At 70.3% G+C, this 22499-nt stretch carries 20 protein-coding genes; 5 read left to right on the top strand and 15 right to left on the bottom strand.

The features are described 5' to 3' along the window. Nucleotides 1–27: 27 nt before the first annotated feature. Both ACIHFB_RS32660 and ACIHFB_RS32655 read right to left on the bottom strand, forming a co-directional pair. Complete coding sequence (locus ACIHFB_RS32660) at nt 28–1455, bottom strand: PAS domain-containing protein (RefSeq protein ID WP_365275867.1); 1428 nt, start codon at nt 1453–1455, stop codon at nt 28–30. Nucleotides 1456–1602: 147 nt separating this feature from the next. Further along, nucleotides 1603–2067 (bottom strand): GNAT family N-acetyltransferase, encoded by a 465-nt coding sequence (locus tag ACIHFB_RS32655; protein ID WP_400128840.1) that lies wholly within the window; start codon nt 2065–2067, stop codon nt 1603–1605. Nucleotides 2068–2288: 221 nt separating this feature from the next. On the opposite strand from ACIHFB_RS32655, the gene ACIHFB_RS32650 reads away from it, so the two are divergent. Together ACIHFB_RS32650 and ACIHFB_RS32645 are read left to right on the top strand one after the other, a co-directional pair. Next, complete coding sequence (locus tag ACIHFB_RS32650; RefSeq protein ID WP_020130217.1) at nt 2289–2981, top strand: metal-dependent transcriptional regulator; 693 nt, start codon at nt 2289–2291, stop codon at nt 2979–2981. A gap of 701 nt (nt 2982–3682) precedes the next feature. Then, nucleotides 3683–4615 carry an alpha/beta hydrolase gene (locus tag ACIHFB_RS32645; protein ID WP_365275861.1) on the top strand — a complete coding sequence of 311 codons (933 nt, stop codon included), beginning with the start codon at nt 3683–3685 and terminating at the stop codon, nt 4613–4615. Between the two features lie 50 nt (nt 4616–4665). On the opposite strand, the gene ACIHFB_RS32640 is transcribed toward ACIHFB_RS32645, so the two are convergent. Continuing rightward, nucleotides 4666–5421 carry an SIS domain-containing protein gene (locus ACIHFB_RS32640; protein ID WP_365275858.1) on the bottom strand — a complete coding sequence of 252 codons (756 nt, stop codon included), beginning with the start codon at nt 5419–5421 and terminating at the stop codon, nt 4666–4668. Between the two features lie 114 nt (nt 5422–5535). Continuing rightward, complete coding sequence (locus ACIHFB_RS32635) at nt 5536–5913, bottom strand: VOC family protein (protein WP_400128839.1); 378 nt, start codon at nt 5911–5913, stop codon at nt 5536–5538. A 296-nt stretch (nt 5914–6209) separates the two neighbouring features. On the opposite strand from ACIHFB_RS32635, the gene ACIHFB_RS32630 reads away from it, so the two are divergent. Then, complete coding sequence (locus ACIHFB_RS32630) at nt 6210–6764, top strand: HNH endonuclease (RefSeq protein ID WP_400128838.1); 555 nt, start codon at nt 6210–6212, stop codon at nt 6762–6764. 646 nt (nt 6765–7410) lie between these two features. On the opposite strand, the gene ACIHFB_RS32625 is transcribed toward ACIHFB_RS32630, so the two are convergent. Then, nucleotides 7411–8511 carry a citrate synthase 2 gene (locus ACIHFB_RS32625; protein WP_365275849.1) on the bottom strand — a complete coding sequence of 367 codons (1101 nt, stop codon included), beginning with the start codon at nt 8509–8511 and terminating at the stop codon, nt 7411–7413. A gap of 329 nt (nt 8512–8840) precedes the next feature. On the opposite strand from ACIHFB_RS32625, the gene pdxH reads away from it, so the two are divergent. Further along, nucleotides 8841–9518, top strand: coding sequence for a pyridoxamine 5'-phosphate oxidase (gene pdxH, locus ACIHFB_RS32620; RefSeq protein ID WP_365275846.1), 678 nt, complete (start codon nt 8841–8843; stop codon nt 9516–9518). Nucleotides 9519–9535: 17 nt separating this feature from the next. Here pdxH and ACIHFB_RS32615 read toward each other — a convergent pair whose 3' ends face one another. The 10 genes from ACIHFB_RS32615 to ACIHFB_RS32570 all read right to left on the bottom strand — a co-directional run bounded on the left by ACIHFB_RS32615 (nt 9536) and on the right by ACIHFB_RS32570 (nt 21431). Further along, nucleotides 9536–10141: a TetR/AcrR family transcriptional regulator gene (locus ACIHFB_RS32615; RefSeq protein ID WP_365275844.1), complete on the bottom strand. Its 606-nt coding sequence runs from the start codon at nt 10139–10141 to the stop codon at nt 9536–9538. Beyond that, nucleotides 10129–10863 (bottom strand): enoyl-CoA hydratase family protein, encoded by a 735-nt coding sequence (locus ACIHFB_RS32610; RefSeq protein WP_400128837.1) that lies wholly within the window; start codon nt 10861–10863, stop codon nt 10129–10131. Before ACIHFB_RS32610 ends, ACIHFB_RS32615 begins: the two co-directional genes overlap by 13 nt. Beyond that, nucleotides 10860–12425 carry a 4-coumarate--CoA ligase family protein gene (locus tag ACIHFB_RS32605; RefSeq protein ID WP_400128836.1) on the bottom strand — a complete coding sequence of 522 codons (1566 nt, stop codon included), beginning with the start codon at nt 12423–12425 and terminating at the stop codon, nt 10860–10862. The genes ACIHFB_RS32610 and ACIHFB_RS32605 overlap by 4 nt, the downstream gene beginning before the upstream one ends. Before the next feature lie 18 nt (nt 12426–12443). Continuing rightward, nucleotides 12444–13577: an acyl-CoA dehydrogenase family protein gene (locus tag ACIHFB_RS32600; RefSeq protein ID WP_400128835.1), complete on the bottom strand. Its 1134-nt coding sequence runs from the start codon at nt 13575–13577 to the stop codon at nt 12444–12446. Nucleotides 13578–13657: 80 nt separating this feature from the next. Next, nucleotides 13658–15502: a biotin carboxylase N-terminal domain-containing protein gene (locus tag ACIHFB_RS32595; RefSeq protein WP_400128834.1), complete on the bottom strand. Its 1845-nt coding sequence runs from the start codon at nt 15500–15502 to the stop codon at nt 13658–13660. Between the two features lie 27 nt (nt 15503–15529). Next, entirely contained in the window at nt 15530–17128 is a 1599-nt protein-coding gene (locus ACIHFB_RS32590; protein ID WP_400128833.1) for an acyl-CoA carboxylase subunit beta, read from the bottom strand. Beyond that, nucleotides 17125–18816, bottom strand: coding sequence for an acyclic terpene utilization AtuA family protein (locus ACIHFB_RS32585; protein WP_400128832.1), 1692 nt, complete (start codon nt 18814–18816; stop codon nt 17125–17127). Before ACIHFB_RS32585 ends, ACIHFB_RS32590 begins: the two co-directional genes overlap by 4 nt. After that, nucleotides 18813–19607 carry a TIGR03084 family metal-binding protein gene (locus tag ACIHFB_RS32580; protein WP_400128830.1) on the bottom strand — a complete coding sequence of 265 codons (795 nt, stop codon included), beginning with the start codon at nt 19605–19607 and terminating at the stop codon, nt 18813–18815. The genes ACIHFB_RS32585 and ACIHFB_RS32580 overlap by 4 nt, the downstream gene beginning before the upstream one ends. Before the next feature lie 146 nt (nt 19608–19753). Continuing rightward, complete coding sequence (locus ACIHFB_RS32575; RefSeq protein ID WP_400128829.1) at nt 19754–20713, bottom strand: EamA family transporter; 960 nt, start codon at nt 20711–20713, stop codon at nt 19754–19756. A gap of 241 nt (nt 20714–20954) precedes the next feature. Beyond that, nucleotides 20955–21431 carry an Rrf2 family transcriptional regulator gene (locus tag ACIHFB_RS32570; RefSeq protein ID WP_365276768.1) on the bottom strand — a complete coding sequence of 159 codons (477 nt, stop codon included), beginning with the start codon at nt 21429–21431 and terminating at the stop codon, nt 20955–20957. A gap of 159 nt (nt 21432–21590) precedes the next feature. Between ACIHFB_RS32570 and ACIHFB_RS32565 the strand changes: the two genes are divergently transcribed. Continuing rightward, complete coding sequence (locus ACIHFB_RS32565) at nt 21591–22319, top strand: NAD(P)H-binding protein (protein ID WP_365275819.1); 729 nt, start codon at nt 21591–21593, stop codon at nt 22317–22319. Nucleotides 22320–22499: the final 180 nt, after the last annotated feature.

The following is a 22499-nucleotide window of genomic DNA, read 5'->3' as shown; positions in this document are numbered from 1 at the left end:
ACGGCCACCCGGCAGGCGAAAAGGCTCCTACCCGTCCCCCTCCGGCGGCCAGCCCTCTCGTACCGCCCCCGCCAGATCCAGCGCCGCCGCGATCCGTGCGGCCACGTCCTCGGCGTAGGCCGCGTCGGACCGTTCGAAGGAGCTCCGCCCGCCCCCGCGGAGGAACGTCACGACTCCCAGCGTCCGCCCGCGGCTGCGCAGCACCGCGCACAGTGCGTGGACCGAGTCGGCCGGCCACTGGCGTGCCTTGGCCCATACGCGTGCCTGTTCGGCGGGTACGGAACCGACGCTGGCCCGTACGGACCCGCTCCGTTCCACGCACTGGACGGCGGGGTGGCCCTCGCCGTAGCGGATGGGCAGCCCGGCCTGTCCGGTGACCAGGCTGGGTCCGGGCGCGCCCGCGGGTGTGGCGGCGATGCGTACCAGCCGTACGGGCTCGGTGGCCTCCGGGCCGGTGACCGCGTCGCCCGTCACGCGGTCGATCAGGGCGTGGTCGGCGAAGCCGGCGAGAGCGAAGTCGAGGTGGACGGTGGCGGCCTCGGCGGGGTCCTCGCACTCGCCTGCGGCCCGTGCGGCGCGGTGCAGCTGGTTGGTGCGGAAGCGGAGCAGCGCGGCCTCCTGCTCGCTCTGCTTGGCCTCCGTGACGTCGTTGAAGAGCCAGCCGACGCCGAGCGGGACCGGCTCCTCGGCGAGGGGTGAGGCGAGCCGTACGAAGCCGCAGCGCCAGCAGCGCCGCTTGTCGCCCTCCGGGGTGCGTACGCCGACCCAGATCTCGGCGGGCGCGGGCGGGGCGCCCTCGGCGAGCACATGGGTGAGGGCGCTTTCGAGTTCCTCGACGCCTTGGGCGAGCAGGTCGCCGAGTGGTCTGCCGAGTACGGCGGTGCGGCCGATGCCCAGTGCGCGGGCGGCGTGCGCGTTCACGACGGCGGGCCGCAGGTCGGCGTCGACGAGGACGACGCCCCAGCTCGCGTCGTCGAAGAGGGCTTCGCTCAGCGCGATGGACCGTTCGAGGTCGATCTGTGTGTGGACTTCGCTGAAGGCGCAGTACAGGCCGGCGGGCTTTCCGTCGGGCCCGCGGACGGCCGCGGACTGGGTGCGTACGAGGACCCGGCCGCCGTCCTTGGTGAGCAGCGCGAACTCGTGGACCTGGCGTCCGGGGGCGTGCATGGCGGCCATCAGCCGGGACTCGACCTCTTCGGCGTCCGCGGTCCGTACGGCCCAGCCGGCGAAGCCGTGCCGGCCCACGGCCTCGGCGGCGGTCCAGCCGAGGATCCGCTCGGCCTCGCGGTTCCAGTGGGTGACGACGCCGTCGGCGTCGAAGGCGCACAGGGCCGCGTCCATGCCGTCCAGCAGGGCGGCCAGCAGGTCGGAACCGCCCGAGCCCTCCGGACCGTCCCGCTCGGGCTCGTCCGGACCCAGCTCGTCGGTGGTCCCACTACGCCGGGAAGCACTCACCTGGACCCCCTGCAGGCTGCGTCCGTACGTACGGCACGTCGGCTCGCTCACTAACAATCATTCAACTCGAACGTGACGCAGCACACATCGAGTTCCCGCAAGATTGAGAGAATCGTTGCACGCCGGAAACTCGACGTGAACCTCTCCTTACGGTCCGGAGGTCGCGAGCCGGAGATCGATCCATTGGTCGTTCTCACCTGGCAGCACATACCGCTCGACCTCCACGAATCCGCGCGCCTCGGCAAACCGCACCCCGTCCTCGTTGGCGGCCAGCACACAGGTCTCGATCACGTCGGCACCGAGCACGCGCGCGTGCTCGAGCCCTTTCTCGTACAGCGCCTTCCCGAATCCCTGCCGTCGATGCTGCGGCAGCACCCGTGCGATCACCGTCGCCACGGCCTGCTCGCCCTGGGGCGGCCGCACGGTGGAGCAGCCCACGAGCTCGTCGCCGAGATACGCGTTCTCCAGCCGGTAGCGGCCACTGCGCTCCCGCACCTCTTCGAGGTCCAGGGCGGCGGGCGGCACGATCACGTTGTGGACGTGCCGCCACTGCTCGAGCATGGCGTCGCCGGCCACGGGCTCCAGTCGGAGAATCGCTCGCCGCTCGCTCATGCGCGGAACGCTAGGTGATCGGGTGCCGCCGCGTCGAGTGTCAAGATCGCCGACTTGGCTACGCGCGTCACCCTCCCCGGTGCACGTCGGCGCAAGCCCCCGGTTTCACCGGCGCGGCACGCTTGTCGGTGGTATGCGTCAGAATTGAAGCCAGGGCCAGCGCACGCGCCGTGAAGCCTGGGTGCTTTCGGCTCAATCGGCAAGCTAATCGAGGGGCACGTATGTCCGGACTGATCGACACCACGGAGATGTATCTCCGCACCATCCTCGAGCTGGAGGAGGAAGGTGTGGTCCCCATGCGCGCCCGGATCGCCGAGCGGCTGGACCAGAGCGGGCCGACGGTCAGCCAGACCGTGGCGCGGATGGAGCGTGACGGGCTGGTGTCCGTCGCCAGCGACCGGCATCTGGAGCTTACGGACGAGGGCCGCCGGCTGGCGACGCGCGTGATGCGCAAGCACCGCCTCGCGGAGTGTCTCCTCGTCGATGTGATCGGCTTGGAGTGGGAGCAGGTGCACGCCGAGGCATGCCGCTGGGAGCACGTGATGAGCGAGGCCGTGGAGCGGCGGGTCCTGGAGCTGCTGCGCCACCCCACCGAGTCGCCGTACGGCAACCCGATCCCGGGTCTGGAGGAGCTGGGCGAGAAGGACGGCGCCGATCCGTTCCTGGACGAGGGCATGGTGTCGCTGGCCGACCTGGATCCGGGTCTGGAGGGCAAGACGGTCGTCGTGCGCCGTATCGGTGAGCCGATCCAGACGGATGCGCAGCTGATGTACACGCTGCGTCGCGCGGGTGTGCAGCCCGGCTCGGTGGTGAGCGTGACGGAGTCGGCCGGCGGGGTGCTGGTGGGCAGCGGCGGCGAGGCGGCCGAGCTGGAGTCGGACGTCGCCTCCCACGTGTTCGTCGCCAAGCGCTGACCGAGCGGCAGGCGCTGAGCGGGCGCTGAGCGCCGACCGGGCGCCAGGTGCTGTCAACTTCCGGGGCCGGAGAGGCAGTTGCGGCGCGGCGGTGGTTTCGTCGATTCCGGGATTCACTGCGTCGAATCGCAGCGCTGGGACGGTTCACATGCGAGGCTGTCGCGTGAGGCATATGACCTGAGGGCTCTTGGCCGTGGTGCGACAGGGATGGTGATGTCGCCCGGCCGGGGAGGGGGCGGGACGGATGTGCCGTAGAAGTGGAGAGGGCCCCGGCGCCGTGCGGCGCCGGGGCCTGTCCTCCCCTGTGCTGACCCGGAGCCCCGAGCTCCCAGGGTCATTCCCCTCGGACCGGTTTCCCCGAGCGGTCCGCCTCCCGCAGAAGATCTCCCCTCGGCGGCGACGGTCAATCCCCGACCGAGGTCACTCGTACGAGGGGTGTTGCCCGCAGACCCCGCATCTTCGAATGCGTATTCGATAGCCTGAGGGTGACACGGCACGCGGAATCTGCGCTTCAGGAGTGCGTGCGGCAGGTCAGGGAGGTGAGCGGCAGGCATACGCGGGAGGTGAGGAACCCGCGCGATCTGCCCGAGCGAGGGCCCCGACCGGCCCCGGCAGAAAGCGGTACCACGGCAGGGCAGGACACGGTTCACTGGACCGGCGGCTCGAGCGGTCCGAGCGGAGCTAGGGGGGTGCCAGGATCCATGGCGCGGCGCATCGACGTGACGGGGGCGGGTGGCGTACGCCTTGCCGCCTGGGAGTTCGGCGACCCTCCCAAGCCGGACCCGGCGAGGGACGCGACGGGACACACCGACCATGCGGCCCGCTCCGCGTCGGACCAGCCGCCCGGCCCCGCCGAACAGGACCGTTTTTCCGGCGTGCTCTTATTGCACGGCCTGATGGGCCGCGCCTCGCACTGGGCCTCCACCGCCCGCTGGCTCGCCGAGCGCCATCGCGCCGTCGCACTCGACCAGCGCGGCCACGGCCAGAGCGACAAGCCCCCGCAGGCCTCCTTCACCCGCGAGGCCTACGTCGAGGACGCCGAAGCCGCCCTCGAACAGCTCGACCTCGGTCCGGCCGTCCTCATCGGCCACGCCATGGGCGCACTGACCGCCTGGCAGCTCGCCGCCAAACGCCCCGATCTGGTGCGCGGAGTGATCATCTGCGATATGCGGGCCTCCGCACTCGGCGCGGCCTCGCAGCGGGAGTGGGCCCAGTGGTTCAAGTCCTGGCCGGTTCCGTTCGCCACGCTCGCCGACGTCCGCAAGTGGTTCGGTGAGGACGACCCCTGGGTGGAGCGGCCCATTCCGTCACGCGGCGAGTTCTACGCCGAGGTGATGCACGAGTCGTCCGACGGTTGGCGGCCGGCCTTCGAACCCGACCAGATGCTCAAGTCCCGGGAGACGTGGGTGTACGACGCGCACTGGGAGGAGCTTGCGCAGGTGCAGTGCCCGGCCCTCGTCGTCCGCGGTCTCGACGGTGAGCTCGGCCGTGCGGAGGCCCAGGAGATGGTGCGGGTACTGCCCCTCGGCGAGTACGCGGAGGTGGCCGACGCCGGCCACCTCGTCCACTACGACCAGCCGGAGGCGTGGCGCGCGGCGATCGAGCCGTTTCTGAACAGTCTCGGCGGTAGCTGAGCTGCGGTACAACGCCCCGAGGGGGGCGCGGGGCTCTATCGATATGCGGCTCAGTGGCGGTAGAAGATCCGTTCGCCGTACTCCTCCATCACGCGGTTGTTCCAGTCGTGGCCGCCGTCGACGTTGCCGGAGCGCAGCAGCGGGGGTTCGACGCCGCGGGCGGCCAGCGCGGCGGCCGTTTCGGCCATGACCGCCTGGAGCAGGGCCGAGGTGACGACCGTGGACGCCGGGGCGAAGGGCGCGGGGACCGTGTCGAGGGTGAGTTCCGCGTCGCCGACCGCGATCTTCGAGTCGAGTACGACATCGCAGTGGTCCTTCAGGAACGTCCCCGAGGCGTTCCTGGACGTGGTCTCCGACGCGTACGCCACCGACGTCACGCCGATCACCCGCACGCCCCGGGCGCGGGCGCTCATGGCCATCTCCACAGGCAGCGCATTGCGTCCGGACAGCGAGATGATCACCAGGACGTCACCCGCACGCAGCGGGGACGTGTCGAGGACGGCGCTCGCGAGGCCGTCGACCCGCTCCAGGGCAGAGCCGAGGGTCGCCGGCATGACGTCGACTCCCACGACACCCGGGACCGCGAGCAGGTTCATCAACGCAAGGCCGCCGGCCCGGTAGACGACGTCCTGCGCGGCGAGCGACGAGTGCCCGGCGCCGAAGGCGAACAGCCGACCACCTTCCACGACGGCGTCCGCAAGAAGCGACCCGGCCGCCGCGATGCTCTCGCCCTCCTCGTCCCGCACCCGCTGCAACAGCCCGATCGCGGCGTCGAAGAACTGACCGGCCGGCTTGCTGTCGCTCATGCGGGGTCCCTTCGGGGAGCGGGCGTGGAGGCGTGCGCGGCGATGTGTTGCGGATCACGGTGCGGTCTGGACCATCGCGGTGTCAATACGGCCGCCGGCGTCCGATGTCCCCCCTCAGTGCCGGACCAGGCAGAACGGATGCCCGGCCGGATCGGCATACACACGCCAGCTCCGCGCGGCCACACCGTCGTCCAAGACCGTCGCCCCGCGGGCCAAGACCTGCTCCTCGGCTTGATCCAGGTCTGCGACACCGAAGTCCAGATGAAACTGCTGGGGCCGGGCAGGGTCGGGCCACGCCGGCGGCAGATAGTCCGCCACCCGCTGAAAGGCAAGAACAAGCCCGGACGGCGTGTGCAACGTCGCCCACTCGTCATCGAGCCCCCACCGCTCGTCCTGCTGATTGACGGTCCCACCCAGCAGGGAGTGGTAGAACGCGGCGAGTTCCGCCGGGTCAGGGCAGTCCAGTACAACGCACTGAAGGTCGGCGATCATGGGCCGATCCTAGGCGGATTCCTGAGGGGACCCCGGCCTTGCTGCCAGAGGTGCGGAGACGGCACCTAGCAGCAACGTCGACCGTATGTCCGAGGAATCGGGGCACTTCGCACGAATGAGCGCATCGTATCGATTTGGACGAGCGCCAACAATTTGATCACTAGCGTTGCCATCACATTTCGGAAAGGAGGTCACTCGCTCCACCAGCCGCCCGCTGGAGCCTGTCTTCCCATGAGATGTCAGGCCGAGTGACCAGCCCAAGTCATCACGATCCGCAAGATCAGGGAGGTGCCCCGATGACTACGTTCCCCGCAGGCGAGCGGACCCACCGGGTCGACACCGCCCTCTCCCAGGCAGCACGCCTCTGCCGCTACGCACCCATCACCGAGATCCACGTCGAACGCGTCGCCTTCGACACGCACGCCATGAGCGCGGGCAGACCCCTCACCCAAACCGAGTACCGGCAAGGAACTCTCGCCGGAGCCGAAGCCCGCGCCTACCTCCGCGCCAAGTGGAACAGCGCCTGCGCATACTGCGACGCTACCGGCGTCCCGCTGAACATCGACCACCTCAGACCCCGTAGCCGAGGAGGCTCCAACCGCATCTCCAACCTCGTCCTCGCCTGCGCCCCCTGCAACCAGGCGAAGAACAATGCCCGCGTCGAAGTCTTCCTCGCCCATCGGCCCGAACGCCTAGCAGCAATTCTCCAGCAGGTCAAAACGCCGCTTGGACGAACTCGGCAGACCAGTGCACGCCTGGTCGGGCAACCGTACGAAGTGGAACCGCGGCGCTACGGGGCTGGAGAAGACCCACACCCTGGACGCGCTGTGCGTCGGACGTCTGGATCATGAGAGTGGCCATGTCATCGTGCGGTTTCCGGGGCAGGTGCTCGTCGTCAAAGCCACCGGACGCGGATCGTACGCCCGCACCACTCCGGATCGCTTCGGATTCCCGCGGCTCCGCCGGGCTCGCACGAAGCAGCATTTCGGATACGTCACCGGGGACCTGGTACGAGCCAATGTGCCGCCCGGCAGGTGGGCGGGCACATGGACCGGGCGCATCGCCGTCCGTGCAAGAGGGCAGCACAGCCTCACCACACCGACGGGGCGTTTGAACGTCTCCCACCGGAATCTCCGACTCCTACAGCGAGGCGACGGATACGGCTACAGCAGTCGACCAGAACCAGTCGGGTCAACATCCCGGAAAAGCGGTTGATTGGTGCCCGACCGCTTCCTAGGGTGTGGCTTACGCCGAGAGAGGAGGTGATCGGGTACATGAGTGAAACCCGGATGCGCGAGGTGGCTGCGGGCTAGCGGCCCGCCACCCCACTCAGTGCGGTGCCGGACCAGCGTGTGCGCGAAACACGCAGCCGGCCCAAACCAACGCAGTCACCCGACCCGCGAGTCGCCGGTAACATCCGGCCGGCTCCTCCACCGGAGGAACCAGACTCGCGGGTCGTCTGCGTCTACGGCCCTTCTCAGCCGTTTCCGACCACGCTCAGCGCGCGATGTCCCCGTACCCCTCGATCTCCCGCGGATCGCGAGATCCCGGCCCGACGTACCGGGCGGAAGGACGGACCAGGCGGCCCGTGCGCTTCTGTTCGAGGATGTGGGCGGACCAGCCGGCCGTGCGGGCGCAGGTGAACATGGATGTGAACATGTGGGCCGGGACCTCGGCGAAGTCGAGGACGATGGCGGCCCAGAATTCGACGTTGGTGGCGAGGACACGGTCCGGGCGGCGGCTGTGCAGTTCTGCCAGGGCTGCCTTCTCCAGGGCTTCGGCGACCTCGAATCGGGGGGCGCCCAGTTCGCGGGCGGTGCGGCGCAGGACCCGTGCGCGGGGGTCCTCGGCTCGGTAGACGCGGTGGCCGAAGCCCATGAGGCGTTCGCCCTTGTCGAGGGCCTGCTTGACGTAGGCCTCGGCGTCGCCGGTGCGCTCGATCTCCTCGATCATGCCGAGGACGCGGGAGGGGGCACCGCCGTGGAGCGGGCCGCTCATGGCTCCTACGGCGCCGGAGAGGGCCGCGGCCACGTCCGCGCCGGTCGAGGCGATCACGCGCGCGGTGAAGGTGGAGGCGTTCATGCCGTGCTCGGCCGCCGACGTCCAGTACGCGTCGACCGCCGCCACGTGCTTGGGGTCGGGCTCGCCGCGCCAGCGGATCATGAAGCGTTCGACGACGGAGTTGGCCTTGTCGATCTCGCGTTGCGGGACCATGGGCCGGCCTTGGCCGCGGGCGGACTGGGCGACGTAGGAGAGGGCCATGACGGCCGCGCGGGCCAGGTCGGCGCGGGCCTGTTCGGCGTCGATGTCGAGCAGTGGTTTGAGGCCCCAGACGGGCGCCAGCATGGCCAGTGCCGACTGGACGTCCACGCGGATGTCGCCGGAGTGCACGGGGATCGGGAAGGGTTCGGCGGGCGGCAGGCCGGGGTTGAAGGCGCCGTCGACGAGCAGGCCCCAGACGTTGCCGAACGAGACGTGGCCGACCAGGTCCTCGATGTCGACGCCTCGGTACCGGAGAGCGCCGCCCTCCTTATCCGGTTCGGCGATCTCCGTCTCGAACGCGACGACTCCCTCGAGTCCGGGTACGAAGTCGGACATCAGGCGGCTCCTCATGATGCGTGCGACAGGTGGCTGTGGCTTGTGGGGACGGTGTTGCTGAAGTTGTTCGGTGGAGAGTGGGACGACCGTTGTCGTTTGTTCGGGAACGTCTCCCGCCCGGTGGATCCGCGGTCATCGGTCTGCGCAGACTCGCGGTCCTGGGCGGTCACCCCTCTGATGCCCCGTGCGGTCGGCGGTCACCCAACCGGAGCGGAATCTGAACGATATCTCCGAGTGCCACCCTTGGGGAGATCTCGCGGCACTCAGTGCCACGCAGTGATGAAGGACACCGTGGCGAACGGCGCCCGCGGATACGGCAAGATGACCGCGTGAACGACCGAGACGCCGAGCCCGCAGTCCCCCTTGATCCCGCGTCGATGCGCAAGCAGTACCGGGCCGAGGGCCTGGCCGAGTCCCAGCTGGCCGGCACGCCGGTGGAGCAGTTCGCGCGCTGGTTCAAGCAGGCCGCGACGGAGGCTCATCTGTTCGAGCCGAACGCGATGGTCGTCTCGACGGCGGACGCGGAGGGGCGGCCCAGCACTCGTACGGTGCTGTTGAAGCAGTTCGACGAGCAGGGTTTCGTCTTCTACACCAACTACGACTCCCGCAAGGGCCGTGACCTGGCCGAGAACCCGTATGTCTCGCTGTTGTTCCCGTGGCATCCGATGGCCCGGCAGGTCATCGTCTCCGGAGTGGCGCGGCGCACCGGCCGGGACGAGACGGCCGCCTACTTCCGTACCCGGCCGCACGGTTCGCAGCTCGGGGCCTGGGCCAGCGCCCAGTCCTCGGTGATCGCGACGCGCGCCGAACTCGACGCCTCGTACACCGAGTTGGCGGCCCGCTATCCGGAGGGCGAGCAGGTGCCGGTGCCGCCGAACTGGGGTGGTTTCCGGGTGGCTCCGCAGTCGGTGGAGTTCTGGCAGGGCCGCGAGAACCGGCTGCACGACCGGTTGCGGTATGTGGCGGAGGCGGACGGGAGCTGGCGGGTGGAGCGGCTCAGTCCGTGAGGACCTGCTCCAGTGGCTCAGTCCGTGAGGACCTCGTCCAGTAGTACGGCCCACTGCGCCACCACCCGCTCGCGGCGCCCCGCGTCGTCCGTGAGGAGATTGGCCAGCCCCAGCCCGCGGGCCATGTCGAGGAGGCCCTGGACGGTTTCGCGGACGCCGGGGCGGGTTTCGTCGGCGCCCAGGAGGTCCACGGCGATGCGATGGGTCTCGCGGCCCACGCGGGCTTCGAGTTCGGTGACCTGGGGCCGTAGCTGCTCCTCGTTCGAGGCGGCGACCCACAGGTGCAGCGCGGCGCGGAACAGCGGACCGGTGTAGAGGTCGACCAACGCCGTGATCACCGCCCGGCGGTCCTCCGCCGCGCCCTCGGGGAACAGCGCCCGCAGCGCCGTCGAGCGCTCCTCGGCGACGTACTCGACGGCCGCGGTGAAGAGGTCCTCGCGGGTCGGGAAGTGGTGTTGGGCGGCGCCGCGGGAGACTCCGGCACGTTCGGCGACGACGGAGACCGTGGAGCCTGCCCAGCCGTGTTCGGCGAGACAGGCGACGGCGGCTTCGAGGAGCCGTTGCCGGGTGGCTCGGCTGCGGTCCTGTTTGGGCACACGGTCGACCGTGCTCACAGCACCCATGGCGGATCCCGTCGTTCTAGGAAGGCCGTCATGCCCTCGCGGGCGTCGGCGGAGGCGAACAGCCGGGCCGAGAGCGCGGTCAGGTCGGCCGCGTCCCGGTCGAAGGCTTCCAGCACCCTAGCTGTGAGCAGCTGTTTCGTCTCCGCCAGTGCCTGTGGGGAGGCCTTGCGCAGACCGTCCAGGATCGGTTCCAGTACGGCGTCCACGTCGTCGCCCGCCACGGTCAGCAGGCCGATACGGGCCGCCTCCGCGGCGTCGAAGCGTTCGCCGGTGAGGTAGTGGCGGGCGAGGGCGCGGGGGTCGGTGCGGGGCAGCAGCGGCAGGGAGATCACCGCGGGGGCGACTCCGATCCGTACCTCGGTGAAGGCGAAGGTCGCCTCGCTCGATGCGGCGGCGATGTCGCAGGCGCCGAGCAGTCCGAGGCCGCCCGCGCGGACGTGTCCGGTGACGCGGGCGACGACGGGTTTGGGCAGTTCGACGATCTGCCGGAGCAGGCCGACGAGTGCGTCCGGGGGCGGCGGGTCACGCAGGTCCGCGCCCGCGCTGAAGGTGTTGCCGGTGTGGGTGAGGACGACCGCGCGGATGTCGCCGTCCTTGCCGCAGTCGGTGAGCGCGTCCGCGAGCTCCGCGACGAGGGCCGCCGACAGGGCGTTGCGGTTGTGCGGGGAGTCGAGGCTGAGCGATTCGACGCCACGCGCGCGTGTACGGCCGATCAACGTCACATGCGCTCCCTGAGTTCCCGGCGCAGGATCTTGCCGGAGGCGGCCCGCGGCACTCCGTCGATGAAGGTGACCTGGCGTACGCGCTTGTAGGGGGCGACGCGTTCGGCGACGTACATCATGACCTCGCTTTCGGAGAGGTCGGCGGCGGGCTGGCGGACCACATAGGCGTGCGGGACTTCGTTGCCCTCGTCGTTGTAGGCGCCGATGACGGCGGCGTCGGCTATGCCGGGGTGGGTGAGCAGGAGTGCCTCCAGTTCGGCGGGCGCCACCTGGAACCCCTTGTACTTGATGAGTTCCTTGACGCGGTCGACGACGAACAGCCAGCCGTCGGCGTCGACATGGCCGACGTCACCGGTGTGCAGCCAGCCGTCGGTGTCGATCATCGCGTCGGTGGCGTCGGGGCGGCCCAGGTAGCCCTTCATGATCTGGGGGCCGCGGATGAGGATCTCGCCGGCTTCGCCGATGCCGAGGTCCTTGTCGGGGTCGTCGAGGGAGACGATGCGCATCTCGGTGCCGGCGATGAGCCTGCCGACGGTGCCGGGCGGCGCCTGGTGCATGGCGTCCAGGGGGACGACGTGGGTGCCGGGCGACAGTTCCGTCATGCCGTACGCCTGGCCGATCGGCGGCAGGTTCAGGCGCTGGGAGCAGGCCGCGGCGAGCCGGGCGTCGAGCGGTGCGGCGGCGCTGATGAGGAACTTCAGGGACGACAGGTCGTACTCGGCGACCAGTGGGTGCTTGGCGAGGGCGAGGACGATCGGCGGGGCGACGTACAGGGCGGTGATGCGGTGGTTCTGGATGGCCGCGAGGAAGGTCTCCAGGTCGAAGCGCGGCAGCACGACCACGGTGGCGCCCAGTCGCAGGGGCGCGTTCATCAGTGCCGTGAGCCCGTAGATGTGGAAGAAGGGCAGCACGGCGAGGACACGTTCGCCGGGGCCGGCGGAGATGGCGGGTTCGAGCTGGGCGAGGTTGGTGGCGATCTGGCGGTGCGTGAGCATCACGCCCTTGGGGACGCCGGTGGTTCCCGAGGAGTACGGGAGGACCGCCACGTCCGTCACGGGGTCGATGTCGATCTGTGGTTCGGGGGCGGTCGAGGCGAGCATGTCGATGAGGGAGCGGTGCCCGGGCGCTTGGTCGCAGACGAAGATCTCCTGGATGCCGCCCGCGAGTTCGGCGGCCCTGCGGGCGGTCTCCAGCAGCGGCGAGACGGTGACGATCCAGCGGGCGGCCGAGTCGCGCAGCTGCTTGCCGAACTCCTCGGCGGTGGAGAGCGGGTGCACGGTCGTGACGGTCGCCCCCGCGCGCGTGGCGGCGTAGAAGGCGGTCGGGAACGCCACCGTGTTCGGGCTGTGCAGGGCGAGCACGTCGCCCTTGCGCACGCCCGACTCGGCCAGCGCGGCCGCGATCCGCCGGTGGAACTGGTCCACCTGCGCATACGTGAGGGTCATGCCGTTGGTTCCGTCGATCAGCGCGGGGAGGTCGCCGAACTCGGCGGCCCTGCCCAGCACGACTTCGTGGATCGGGAGTTCGACGGGCGGAACGTCTGCGTACTCGCTGCGGAACACGGTTCCTCCAAGACGGCCTTAGTACGACTTGGGCAGGCCCAGGGTCTGGTGGGAGACGTAGTTGAGAATCATCTCCCGGCTCACCGGAGCAATACGAGACACGCGGGCGGCCGTTATCAATGAAGCGAGGCCGAATTCCCGGGTGAGGCCGTTTCCGCCGAGGGTGTGCACGGCCTGGTCGACGGCCTTCACGCACGCCTCCCCGGCCGCGTACTTGGCCATGTTGGCGGCCTCCCCCGCACCGACGTCGTCCCCGGCGTCGTAGGCGTAGGCCGCTTTCTGCATCATCAGGCGGGCGAGTTCGAGCTCGATGTGCGCCTGCGCGAGGGGGTGTGCGATCGCCTGGTGGGCGCCGATGGGGGCCTTCCACACGGTGCGTTCGCGCGCGTACGCGACGGCTTGCGCGAGGGCGTAGCGTCCCATGCCGATCGCGAAGGCGGCCGTCATGATGCGTTCGGGGTTGAGGCCGGCGAAGAGCTGCAGGAGCCCTGCGTCCTCGTCGCCGACGAGTGCGTCGGCGGGGAGTCGTACGTCGTCGAGGGTCAGCTCGAACTGCTTCTCCGCGGCGTGGAGTTCCATGTCGATCTGGCGCCGCTGGAAGCCTTCGGCGTCCCTCGGGACGACGAACAGGCAGGGCTTGAGGTTGCCGGTGCGGGCGTCTGCCGTGCGGCCCACTATGAGGGTCGCGTCGGCTATGTCGACGCCGGAGATGAAGACCTTACGGCCCGTGAGCAGCCAGTCGGTGCCATCTCGGCGGGCGGTGGTGGTGATGCGGTGGCTGTTGGAGCCGGCGTCGGGTTCGGTGATGCCGAAGGCCATGGTGCGGGAGCCGTCGGCGAGGGCGGGGAGCCACTCGCGCTTCTGTTCTTCCGTGCCGAAGCGGGCGATCACCGTGCCGCAGATCGCCGGGGAGACGACCATCATGAGCAGGGGGCAGCCTGCGGCGCCGAGTTCTTCGAGGACGATGGAGAGTTCGGCGATGCCGCCGCCTCCGCCTCCGTATTCCTCGGGGAGGTTGACGCCGAGGTAGCCGAGCTTGGCTGCCTCCGACCAGAGGGCTTCGCGGTCGTAGCTGCGGCCGTGGCGGTTGCCGAGGGCGGATACAGCTGCGCGTAGGGCCTTGTGCTCTTCGGATTCGAGAGTGGTGGGCATGGGACTCCTCCCGGGTGCGGGTTGTGTGTGGCTGGTCGCGCTCACGCGGCGGAGCCGCATATTGATACAGCCCCGCGCCCCTAAGGGGCGCCTTCAACCACCGCCAGCAGTTGGCCGACCGTCACCTGTTGGCCAGGCAATACGTCCAAGGCGCTCAGCGTCCCCGTCACAGGGGCCGTGACCTTGTGTTCCATCTTCATCGCCTCCAGCCACAGGAGGGGCTGTCCGGTCTCCACGGCGGCTCCTACGGCCATGCCCTCGGCGATCCGGATCACCGTTCCCGGCATGGGAGCCAGCAGGGAACCCGGCGCGTGTTGCGCCGTCGGGTCGGGGAAGCGGGGCAGGGTTTTCAGGGCGGTGTCGTTGACGTACACGTCGTCGCCGTATCTGGCCACCGTGAACTTCCGTTGCACGCCGTCCACTTCGAGTACGACGAGACGCGCGTCGGCGTGGACGACCCGCACGCCGTCCGCCTCCAGGCCCGCGCGCGTGTGCCGGTAACGGGCCTCGACCTCCTCACCCGCCCTCTCGTACCGCTTGATCTGCGGCTGTGAGGGAACGTTGCGCCAGCCGCCGAAGCGGGAGTGGCCGTGGGCGTCGGCGAGGGCGGCGGCCAGTGGGGCGTGGGGGTCGGGGTGTGGCTCCGTCAATTCGGGCAGGTGGCGGCCGTAGAAGCCGGTGTCCATGCGGGCGGTGGTGAACTCCTTGTGCCGCAGGGAGCGGACGAGGAGGTCGCGGTTGGTGGGCGGGCCGTGGACGGCGGCGCGTTCGAGGGCGCCGGCGAGTTTGCGGATGGCTTCCGCGCGCGTGGGGGCGTGGGTGACGGCCTTGGCGAGCATCGGGTCGTAGTGGACGCCGATCTCGTCGCCGTCGGTGAAGCCGGTGTCCAGCCGGACGCCGTCGGGGACGGCGAGGCGGTGCAGGGTGCCGGTCTGCGGGGCCCAGTCGCGGGCCGGGTCCTCGGCGTAGAGGCGGGCCTCGACGGCGTGGCCACGCGCGCGTGGAGGGTCGATGTCGAGGGCGTGGCCTTCGGCGACGCGGAGTTGGAGGGCGACGAGGTCGATGCCGTACACGGCTTCCGTCACGGGGTGTTCGACCTGGAGGCGGGTGTTCATTTCGAGGAAGTGGGCGGTGTCGCCGGCGACGAGGAACTCGACGGTGCCGGCGCCCGTGTAGCCGACGGCGCGGGCGGCTCGTACGGCCATCTCGTACAGGGAGCCGGTCAGTTCGGGTTTCAGTCCCGGTGCCGGGGCCTCCTCGATGACCTTCTGGTGGCGTCGTTGGAGGGAGCAGTCCCGGGTGCCGAGCGCCCATACCGTGCCGTGTTCGTCGGCGAGGATCTGCACTTCGACGTGGCGGCCGTCCTCCACGTAGGGCTCGACGAAGACCTCGCCGTCGCCGAAGGCGCTGTGGGCCTCGGCGCGGGCGCTTTCGAGCGCGGCGGCCAGGTCGTCGAGCCGGCGCACGACCCGCATCCCGCGCCCCCCGCCGCCCGCCGCCGCCTTCACCAGCACCGGCAGATCCGCCTCGGTGACCTCGCGCAGCGGCTCGATGCCCATGAGTTCCTTGGCGCGCGTCTTGGACGCCATCGCCTCGATCGCCTCCGGGGGCGGCCCGATCCAGGTGAGGCCCGCGTCGAGGACCGCGCGGGCGAAGCCGGGGTTCTCGGAGAGGAAGCCGTAGCCGGGGTGCACGGCGTCCGCGCCGGCGTTCAGGGCCGCCTTCACGATCAGGTCGCCGCGCAGATACGTCTCGGAGGGCGCCGCCCCCGGCAGCCGTACCGCCGTGTCGGCCACGCGCGCGTGGAGGGCGTTCTCGTCGGCGTCCGAGTGCACGGCGACCGTCCGGATGCCCAGCTCACGGCAGGTGCGGAAGACCCGGCAGGCGATCTCGCCCCGGTTGGCCACAAGTACAGAAGTGATCACTGCTGATCCCTCGTTCTCTGGTGTTCCTCACATGCGGAAGACGCCGAAGCCACCGCGGGCGCCCTCGTAGCGGGCGGTGTGGACGGCCGACAGGCACAGGCCGAGGACGGTGCGGGTGTCGCGGGGGTCGATGACTCCGTCGTCGTACAGCCGCCCCGACAGGAACATCGGCAGGGACTCGGACTCGATCTGCTGCTCCACCATCGCCCGCAGCGCCGCGTCGCCCTCTTCGTCGTACGGCTGTCCCTTCGCGGCGGCCGACTGGCGGGCGACGATCGAGAGCACGCCGGCGAGCTGCTGCGGGCCCATGACGGCGGACTTGGCGCTGGGCCAGGCGAAGAGGAAACGGGGGTCGTAGGCGCGGCCGCACATGCCGTAGTGCCCGGCGCCGTACGAGGCCCCCATGAGCACGGACAGATGCGGAACCCTGCTGTTGGACACCGCGTTGATCATCATCGCGCCGTGCTTGATGATGCCGCCCTGCTCGTACTCCTTGCCGACCATGTAGCCGGTGGTGTTGTGCAGGAAGAGGAGCGGGATGTCGCGCTGGTCGGCCAGTTGGATGAACTGGGCGGCCTTCTGGGACTCCTCGCTGAAGAGGACCCCTTGGGCGTTCGCCAGCACCCCGACGGGATAGCCGTGGAGTGTCGCCCAGCCGGTGACCAGGCTGCTCCCGTACAGCGGCTTGAACTCGTCGAAGTCGGAGGCGTCGACGATCCGGGCGATCACCTCGCGCGGGTCGAAGGGGGTGCGAAGGTCTCCGGGCACGATCCCGAGCAGCTCGTCCTCGTCGTACTTGGGGGGTGCCGACGGGCCCGGATCCTCGTACGCCTTGCGGTGGTTGAGGCGGGCCACGACGCGGCGCGCCTGCCGGAGCGCGTCCTGCTCGTCCACGGCGAAGTAGTCCGCGAGACCCGACACGCGCGCGTGCATCTCGGCGCCGCCCAGGGACTCGTCGTCGCTCTCCTCGCCGGTGGCCATCTTCACCAGCGGCGGTCCGCCGAGGAACACCTTCGCGCGTTCCTTGACCATGATCACGTGGTCGGACATGCCGGGGATGTACGCGCCGCCGGCGGTCGAGTTCCCGAAGACCACGGCGAGGGTCGGGATCCCGGCGGCGGAGAGCCGGGTGAGGTCACGGAAGATGGCCCCGCCCGGGATGAAGATCTCCTTCTGGGACGGGAGATCGGCGCCGCCGGACTCCACCAGGCTGATGCAGGGCAGCCGGTTGGCGAGCGCGATGTCGTTCGCGCGCAGGGCCTTCTTCAGGCTCCAGGGGTTGCTGGCGCCGCCGCGTACGGTCGGGTCGTTGGCGGTGATCAGGCACTCCACGCCCTCGACGACACCGATGCCGGTGACGAGGGAGGCGCCGACCGTGTACTCGCTGCCCCAGGCGGCCAGCGGCGACAGCTCCAGGAAGGGCGTGTCGGGGTCGAGGAGCAGCTCGATGCGTTCGCGGGCGAGGAGTTTGCCGCGTTTGCGATGCCGCTCGACGTACTTCGGACCACCCCCGGCGAGCGCCTTCGCATGCTCGGCGTCGAGGTCGGCGAGCTTGGCCAGCATGGCGTCGCGGTTCGCCTGGTAGTCCGTGCCGTTGAGGTCGAGGGCGGTACTGAGAACCGTCACAGGAGGGCCTCCGGGATGTCCAGGTGGCGGGAGCGCAGCCATTCGCCGAGGGCCTTGGCCTGCGGGTCGAAACGGTGCTGGGCGGCGACGCCCTCACCGAGGATGCCCTCGACGACGAAGTTGAGGGCACGGAGGTCGGGCAGGACGTGCCGGGTGACGGTCAGCGTGCGGCTTTCGGGGATCAGCTGCCGGAATCGGTCCGTGGTCAGCTCATGCGCGAGCCACCGCCACGCCTCGTCCGTCCGCACCCACACACCGACGTTGGCGTTCCCGCCCTTGTCCCCGCTACGGGCCCCGGCGACGAGACCGAGGGGGGCGTGCCGCGTCGGCCCGCCCGGAAGCGGCTCGGGCAGCGGCGGCTCAGGAAGCGATGGCTTCGGCACGGCGTCATCGAGGACGGCGGTGTCGTGGGCCGCGGGCACAGGGATGCGGCGCCCGTCATGGAGGACGGCCATATGTGGGACGGCGCCATGGGGGACGTACACATCCTCGAAGACCCCATAGGGCGCGCCCTTTCCGGGTGGCGCGAGCACATGGAATCCGGGGTAGCTGGCCAGCGCCAGCTCCACGGCGGCGCTGGAGAGCGCCCGTCCGACGGTGTCCTGGTCGGGGTCGCGTACGACGAGCCGGAGCAGGGCGCTCGCGGTCTCCTCCGTCGGGGCGTCGGGCCGGTCGGTGCGGACGAGATCCCAACGGACGTCGGCAGGCGGGGACTTGGCCAGCGTCTGCGACATCTGTTCCCGGACGAGACCGGCCTTCGCCTCGATGTCGAGTCCGGTGAGGACGAAGGCGACCTCGTTGCGGAAGCCGCCGAGCCGGTTGAGGCCGACCTTGAGGGTCGGGGGCGGGGCCTCGCCGCGTACGCCGTCGATACGGACGCGGTCGGGGGCGTCCCGGGTCAGCCGTACGGTGTCCAGCCGGGCGGTGACGTCGGGTCCGGCGTACCGGGCGCCGCCGGTCTCGTACAGGAGTTGGGCGGTGACCGTGCCCACGTCGACGAATCCGCCGGTGCCGGGGTGTTTGGTGATGACGCAGCTGCCGTCCTCGTGGAGCTCGGCGAGCGGGAAGCCGGGGCGGCGGATGTCGCCGTCGTGGAAGAACGCGTAGTTGCCGCCGGTTGCCTGCGCTCCGCACTCCAGCACATGCCCGGCGACGACGGCGCCGGCGAGCCGGTCGTACTCCCCCGGCTGCCAGCCGAAGTGCGCGACTGCGGGCCCCATGACCAGGGCCGCGTCCGTCACCCGCCCGGTCACCACGATGTCGGCGCCCTCCCGCAGACAGGCCGCGATACCGAATCCGCCGAGGTAGGCGTGGGCGGCGAGGCTGCCGGGGTGCTGTGCGGTGAGGTCGTCGCCCTCGACGTGCGCGATGCGCAGGGGGATGCCGAGCTTGTCCGCCAACTTCCTTACGGCGTCCGCGAGTCCGGCCGGGTTGAGCCCGCCGGCATTGGTGACGATCTTGACGCCGCGCTCGTGGGCGAGGCCGAGGCACTCCTCCAGCTGGCGGAGGAAGGTGCGGGCGTAACCGGCGGTGGGGTCCTTCAGCCGGTCCCGGCCCAGGATGAGCATGGTGAGTTCGGCGAGGTAGTCGCCGGTGAGGACGTCCAGTTCACCGCCGGTGAGCATCTCGCGCATGGCGTCGAAGCGGTCGCCGTAGAAGCCGGAGGCGTTGCCGATCCGAAGGGTCACGCCTCGGCTCCCTTCGGCGGGCGTCCGGCGCCGGCCGGGCCCGCGAAGGCCTGGGCGATGTCCAGCCAGCGGTCGGCGTCCCGCCCCTCGGCCCGTACGGCGAGGTCGGCGCGGTGGGCGCGCCGGGTGACCAGGAGGCAGAAGTCGAGGGCGGGGCCGGTGACGCGTTGGGCGGCGTCTTCGGGACCGTAGGTCCACAACTCTCCGGAAGGACCGAGGACTTCCACGCGGAACTCATCGGCAGGCGGCGTGAGGCCACGCACACCGAAGGCATAGTCCCGGGCCCGCACCCCGATGCGGACCACATGCCGGAGCCGGTCCGTAGGTGGGCGGATCACACCGAGCGTGTCCGCGACGTCCTGCCCATGGGCCCAGGTCTCCATAAGTCGGCCGGTTGCCATGGAGGCTGCCGACATGGGCGGGCCGTACCAGGGAAAGCGCGCACCCTTGTGTGCCGACCGCAGCGCGTCGTCGAGGGCCTTGCGCCCGGCCCGCCAGTCGGCGAGCAACTCGGCGGGAGGCCGGGCCGCGCCCTCCTGTGCACCCTCGTCGACGAAGGAGTCCGGCGCGGCGAGCGCCTTCTCGATCTCACGGCGAAAGGTGTCCGGGTCCGTCATGGCCTGAAGCGCCCGACGGTCGGTCCAGGCGAGGTGCGCGACCTGGTGAGCAACGGTCCAGCCCACGGCCGGGGTCACCAGCGCCCACTCCCCCTCACTCAACTCCCCCACAAGTCGATCGAGTTCCTCGCTCTCCTCACGCAGGTCATCGATGACAGGCATCGTCTCGGACACGGAGCGCTCCCCTCGTGCACGGCGATGTGCGGGGTGGTGCGGGGTTGGTGCGCTACGGAGCATGGCAGCGGGGCGAAAAACAAGCAAGCGTGCTTGCATTCATTTTTCCCCGGCGAGCCGCGAGGCCGGACCGGCGCGGGCTCGGCTCAGGAACCGCTCCCCAACCCCTTCGCCTTCCCCCGCCCCACCTGCGTCCGCACCGCGCCCATGCTGGCGGCGATGACCAGGGCGATTGCGGCGGCCTCCATGGCGGAGAGGGACTGGTGGAGGATGAGGAAGCCCGCTGTCGCGGCGATGGCCGGTTCCAGGCTCATGAGGATGGCGAAGGTGGAGGCGGGGAGGCGGCGGAGGGCGAGGAGTTCGAGGGTGTAGGGGAGGACGGACGACAGGATCGCCACGGCGGAGCCCAGCGCGAGGGTCTTCGGTTCGAGGAGCTTCGTCCCGGACTCGGCGACGCCCAGGGGCAGGAACAGCAGCGCCGCGACCGCCATCGCGAGGGCGAGGCCGTCGGCCTGCGGGAAGCGTCGGCCCGTACGCGCGCTGAAGACTATGTATGTGGCCCACATGGCGCCGGCCCCCAGGGCGAAGGCCACTCCTATGGGGTCGAGGCTGCTGAAGCCTCCGCCGCCGAGGAGGAAGACGCCGGCGAGGGCGAGTCCGGCCCAGATGAGGTTGACGGCTCGACGGGAGGCCAGGACCGAGAGGGCGAGCGGGCCGAGCACCTCCAGGGTGACGGCGGCGCCCAGCGGGATGCGATCGACGGCCTGGTAGAAGAGGCCGTTCATCGCGGCCATCGTGACGCCGAAGACGACGACCGTGCCCCAGTCGGTGCGGGAGTGACCGCGCAGCCGGGGGCGGCAGATCAGCAGCAGCACGATCGCGGCCGCCAGCAGCCGCAGCGTCACCACACCCAGGGCACCTGCCCGCGGCATCAACGTCACGGCCAGGGCCCCGCCGAACTGCACGGAGACACCTCCGGCGAGCACCAGGCCCACCGGCCCGAGGGAACCCCGACGACGCGGGGCGCCGACGGAAGCGGGCACATGATCCGCCACGGGGCCGACCGACGTCGGGTCGGACGGGGCGGCGGCGCTGGGGGTGCTCACGGGGCCTTCCAATGACTTGACTCGAGGTTCGCGTTCATCATGATGCACTGCTCGGTCCAGGGTAGTGGACTTCGTCAGGCGCGTGAACCCGTTATGCAGCTGTCTCGAAGTCTGGACGGACGGAGCGGCGGTAGCAGCCCGAGCGGCCGGAGCCGCCAGGTCACCGGGTCACCGGGTCACCGGGTCACCGGGTCACCGGGTCACCGGGTCACGTTCGCGGACGGTCGCCGACGCCGAGCCCTCAGACCTGCGGCGCCGAAAGCCACGTACCGATCCGGGCGATCGCGTCGGGACCGGAGTCGGACGCGACGTCCTGGACCAGATCGGCGATCGAGACGGCACGCAGCGCCTCTCGCCAGGCCGCGTCCGCCGCGGTCATCGCGCGGGCGATCGGACAGGGCACCGTGCACGCCTCGGCCGGGGTGGCGAAGGGGCCGCGTCGGCGGATCTCCGTGCAGGTGAACGCCCGTTCGGTACCGTCCACCGCTTCGACCACGTCGAGCACCGTGATCGAGGCGGGTTCCCGGGTGAGCACATAGCCGCCCGCCTTGCCCTGGACCGAGCGCACCAGCCCGGCCCGGGAGAGCGCCTGAAGCTGTTTGGCCAGGTAGCTCGCCGATACGTCGTGCAGTTCCGCCAGCCTGGTCGCCGGGACGGGTTCCTCGACCGACGTGAGCACGACGCAGCAGTGCAGGGCCCACTCGACTCCGCCGGACATCTTCACCCGGCCACTCTAATCAGCCACCTTGACTCGGACAAACCTTGTCCGGGTATAGTCTCGGACAGAACTTATCCGAGTTAGACGCGTGCACTGCCCACCCGGGCATTCACATGCGACATTGCGGATAAATCTCCGACGAAAGACGAAAGGCATGCCATGAAGTTCGCGGTCATCGGCGGTACCGGGCTCATCGGGTCGCAGGTCGTCAGGAATCTGAACGCCGCCGGGCACGAGGCGGTGCCGCACTCGCAGTCCACCGGAGTCGACGTCATCAGCGGCCAGGGACTGGACGAGGCGGTGGCGGGAGCCGACGTCGTCGTCAACCTGACGAACTCCCCGACCTTCGACGAAGCGTCCCCGGCCTTCTTCCAGACCTCGATGGACAACCTGCTGGCCGCGGCCCACAAGGGCGGCGTCGGCCACTTCGTCATCCTCTCGATCGTCGGCGTGGACCAGGTGCCGGCCTTGGACTACTACCGCGCCAAGACACTCCAGGAGACCATCCTCGCGGCCGGGCCGATCCCCTACTCGATCGTCCGAGCGACGCAGTTCATGGAGTTCATGGACGCCGTCCTGTCCTGGACCGCCGACGGCGACACCGTCCGGTTGCCCGCCACGCCGATCCAGCCGATCGCCGCCAAGGACGTGGCCCGGGCGGTGACGGAGGTCGCCATGGGCACCCCGCTCAACGGCATTCACAACATCGGCGGCCCCGAGATCTTCTCCCTGGACGAGCTGGGCCGGATCACCCTGTCCCACAAGGGCGACAAGCGAACCGTCGTCATCGACCCCACCGCCGGCATGTTCGCCGCGGTCAAGGGCGACGTCCTCACCGACAAGGACGCCCACCTCGCCGCGACGCGCTACACCGACTGGCTCGCCTGACTCGCAGCGCCGGGGGCGGCCGACGGCAGTCCTCGGATGCGATTGCAGCATTGGGGCGGGCGGGCACGGGGTGGCGGGGCCGGGGTGGCGAACTCAGGCTCAGCCAGGACCGCTTCGCGGGCGGGGACTTCTGAGGCCGAGCCACAGCAGCCCGTGTGACCTGCGGGATCCACGCGAGAG

The organism is Streptomyces sp. NPDC051963 (assembly GCF_044593495.1).
In the GTDB taxonomy this organism is placed as follows: domain Bacteria; phylum Actinomycetota; class Actinomycetes; order Streptomycetales; family Streptomycetaceae; genus Streptomyces.
The sequence above is the reverse complement of the archived record's forward strand: the minus strand, read 5'-3'. Positions and strand labels throughout refer to the sequence as shown.

Coding starts and splice junctions, on each gene's coding strand:
- ACIHFB_RS32655 (WP_400128840.1), bottom strand. CDS start 2,067: ATGAGCGAGCGGCGAGCGATTCTCCGACTGGAGCCCGTGGCCGGCGAC.
- ACIHFB_RS32650 (WP_020130217.1), top strand. CDS start 2,289: ATGTCCGGACTGATCGACACCACGGAGATGTATCTCCGCACCATCCTC.
- ACIHFB_RS32645 (WP_365275861.1), top strand. CDS start 3,683: ATGGCGCGGCGCATCGACGTGACGGGGGCGGGTGGCGTACGCCTTGCC.
- ACIHFB_RS32640 (WP_365275858.1), bottom strand. CDS start 5,421: ATGAGCGACAGCAAGCCGGCCGGTCAGTTCTTCGACGCCGCGATCGGG.
- ACIHFB_RS32635 (WP_400128839.1), bottom strand. CDS start 5,913: ATGATCGCCGACCTTCAGTGCGTTGTACTGGACTGCCCTGACCCGGCG.
- ACIHFB_RS32630 (WP_400128838.1), top strand. CDS start 6,210: ATGACTACGTTCCCCGCAGGCGAGCGGACCCACCGGGTCGACACCGCC.
- ACIHFB_RS32625 (WP_365275849.1), bottom strand. CDS start 8,511: ATGTCCGACTTCGTACCCGGACTCGAGGGAGTCGTCGCGTTCGAGACG.
- ACIHFB_RS32615 (WP_365275844.1), bottom strand. CDS start 10,141: ATGGGTGCTGTGAGCACGGTCGACCGTGTGCCCAAACAGGACCGCAGC.
- ACIHFB_RS32600 (WP_400128835.1), bottom strand. CDS start 13,577: ATGCCCACCACTCTCGAATCCGAAGAGCACAAGGCCCTACGCGCAGCT.
- ACIHFB_RS32570 (WP_365276768.1), bottom strand. CDS start 21,431: ATGTCCGGCGGAGTCGAGTGGGCCCTGCACTGCTGCGTCGTGCTCACG.
- ACIHFB_RS32565 (WP_365275819.1), top strand. CDS start 21,591: ATGAAGTTCGCGGTCATCGGCGGTACCGGGCTCATCGGGTCGCAGGTC.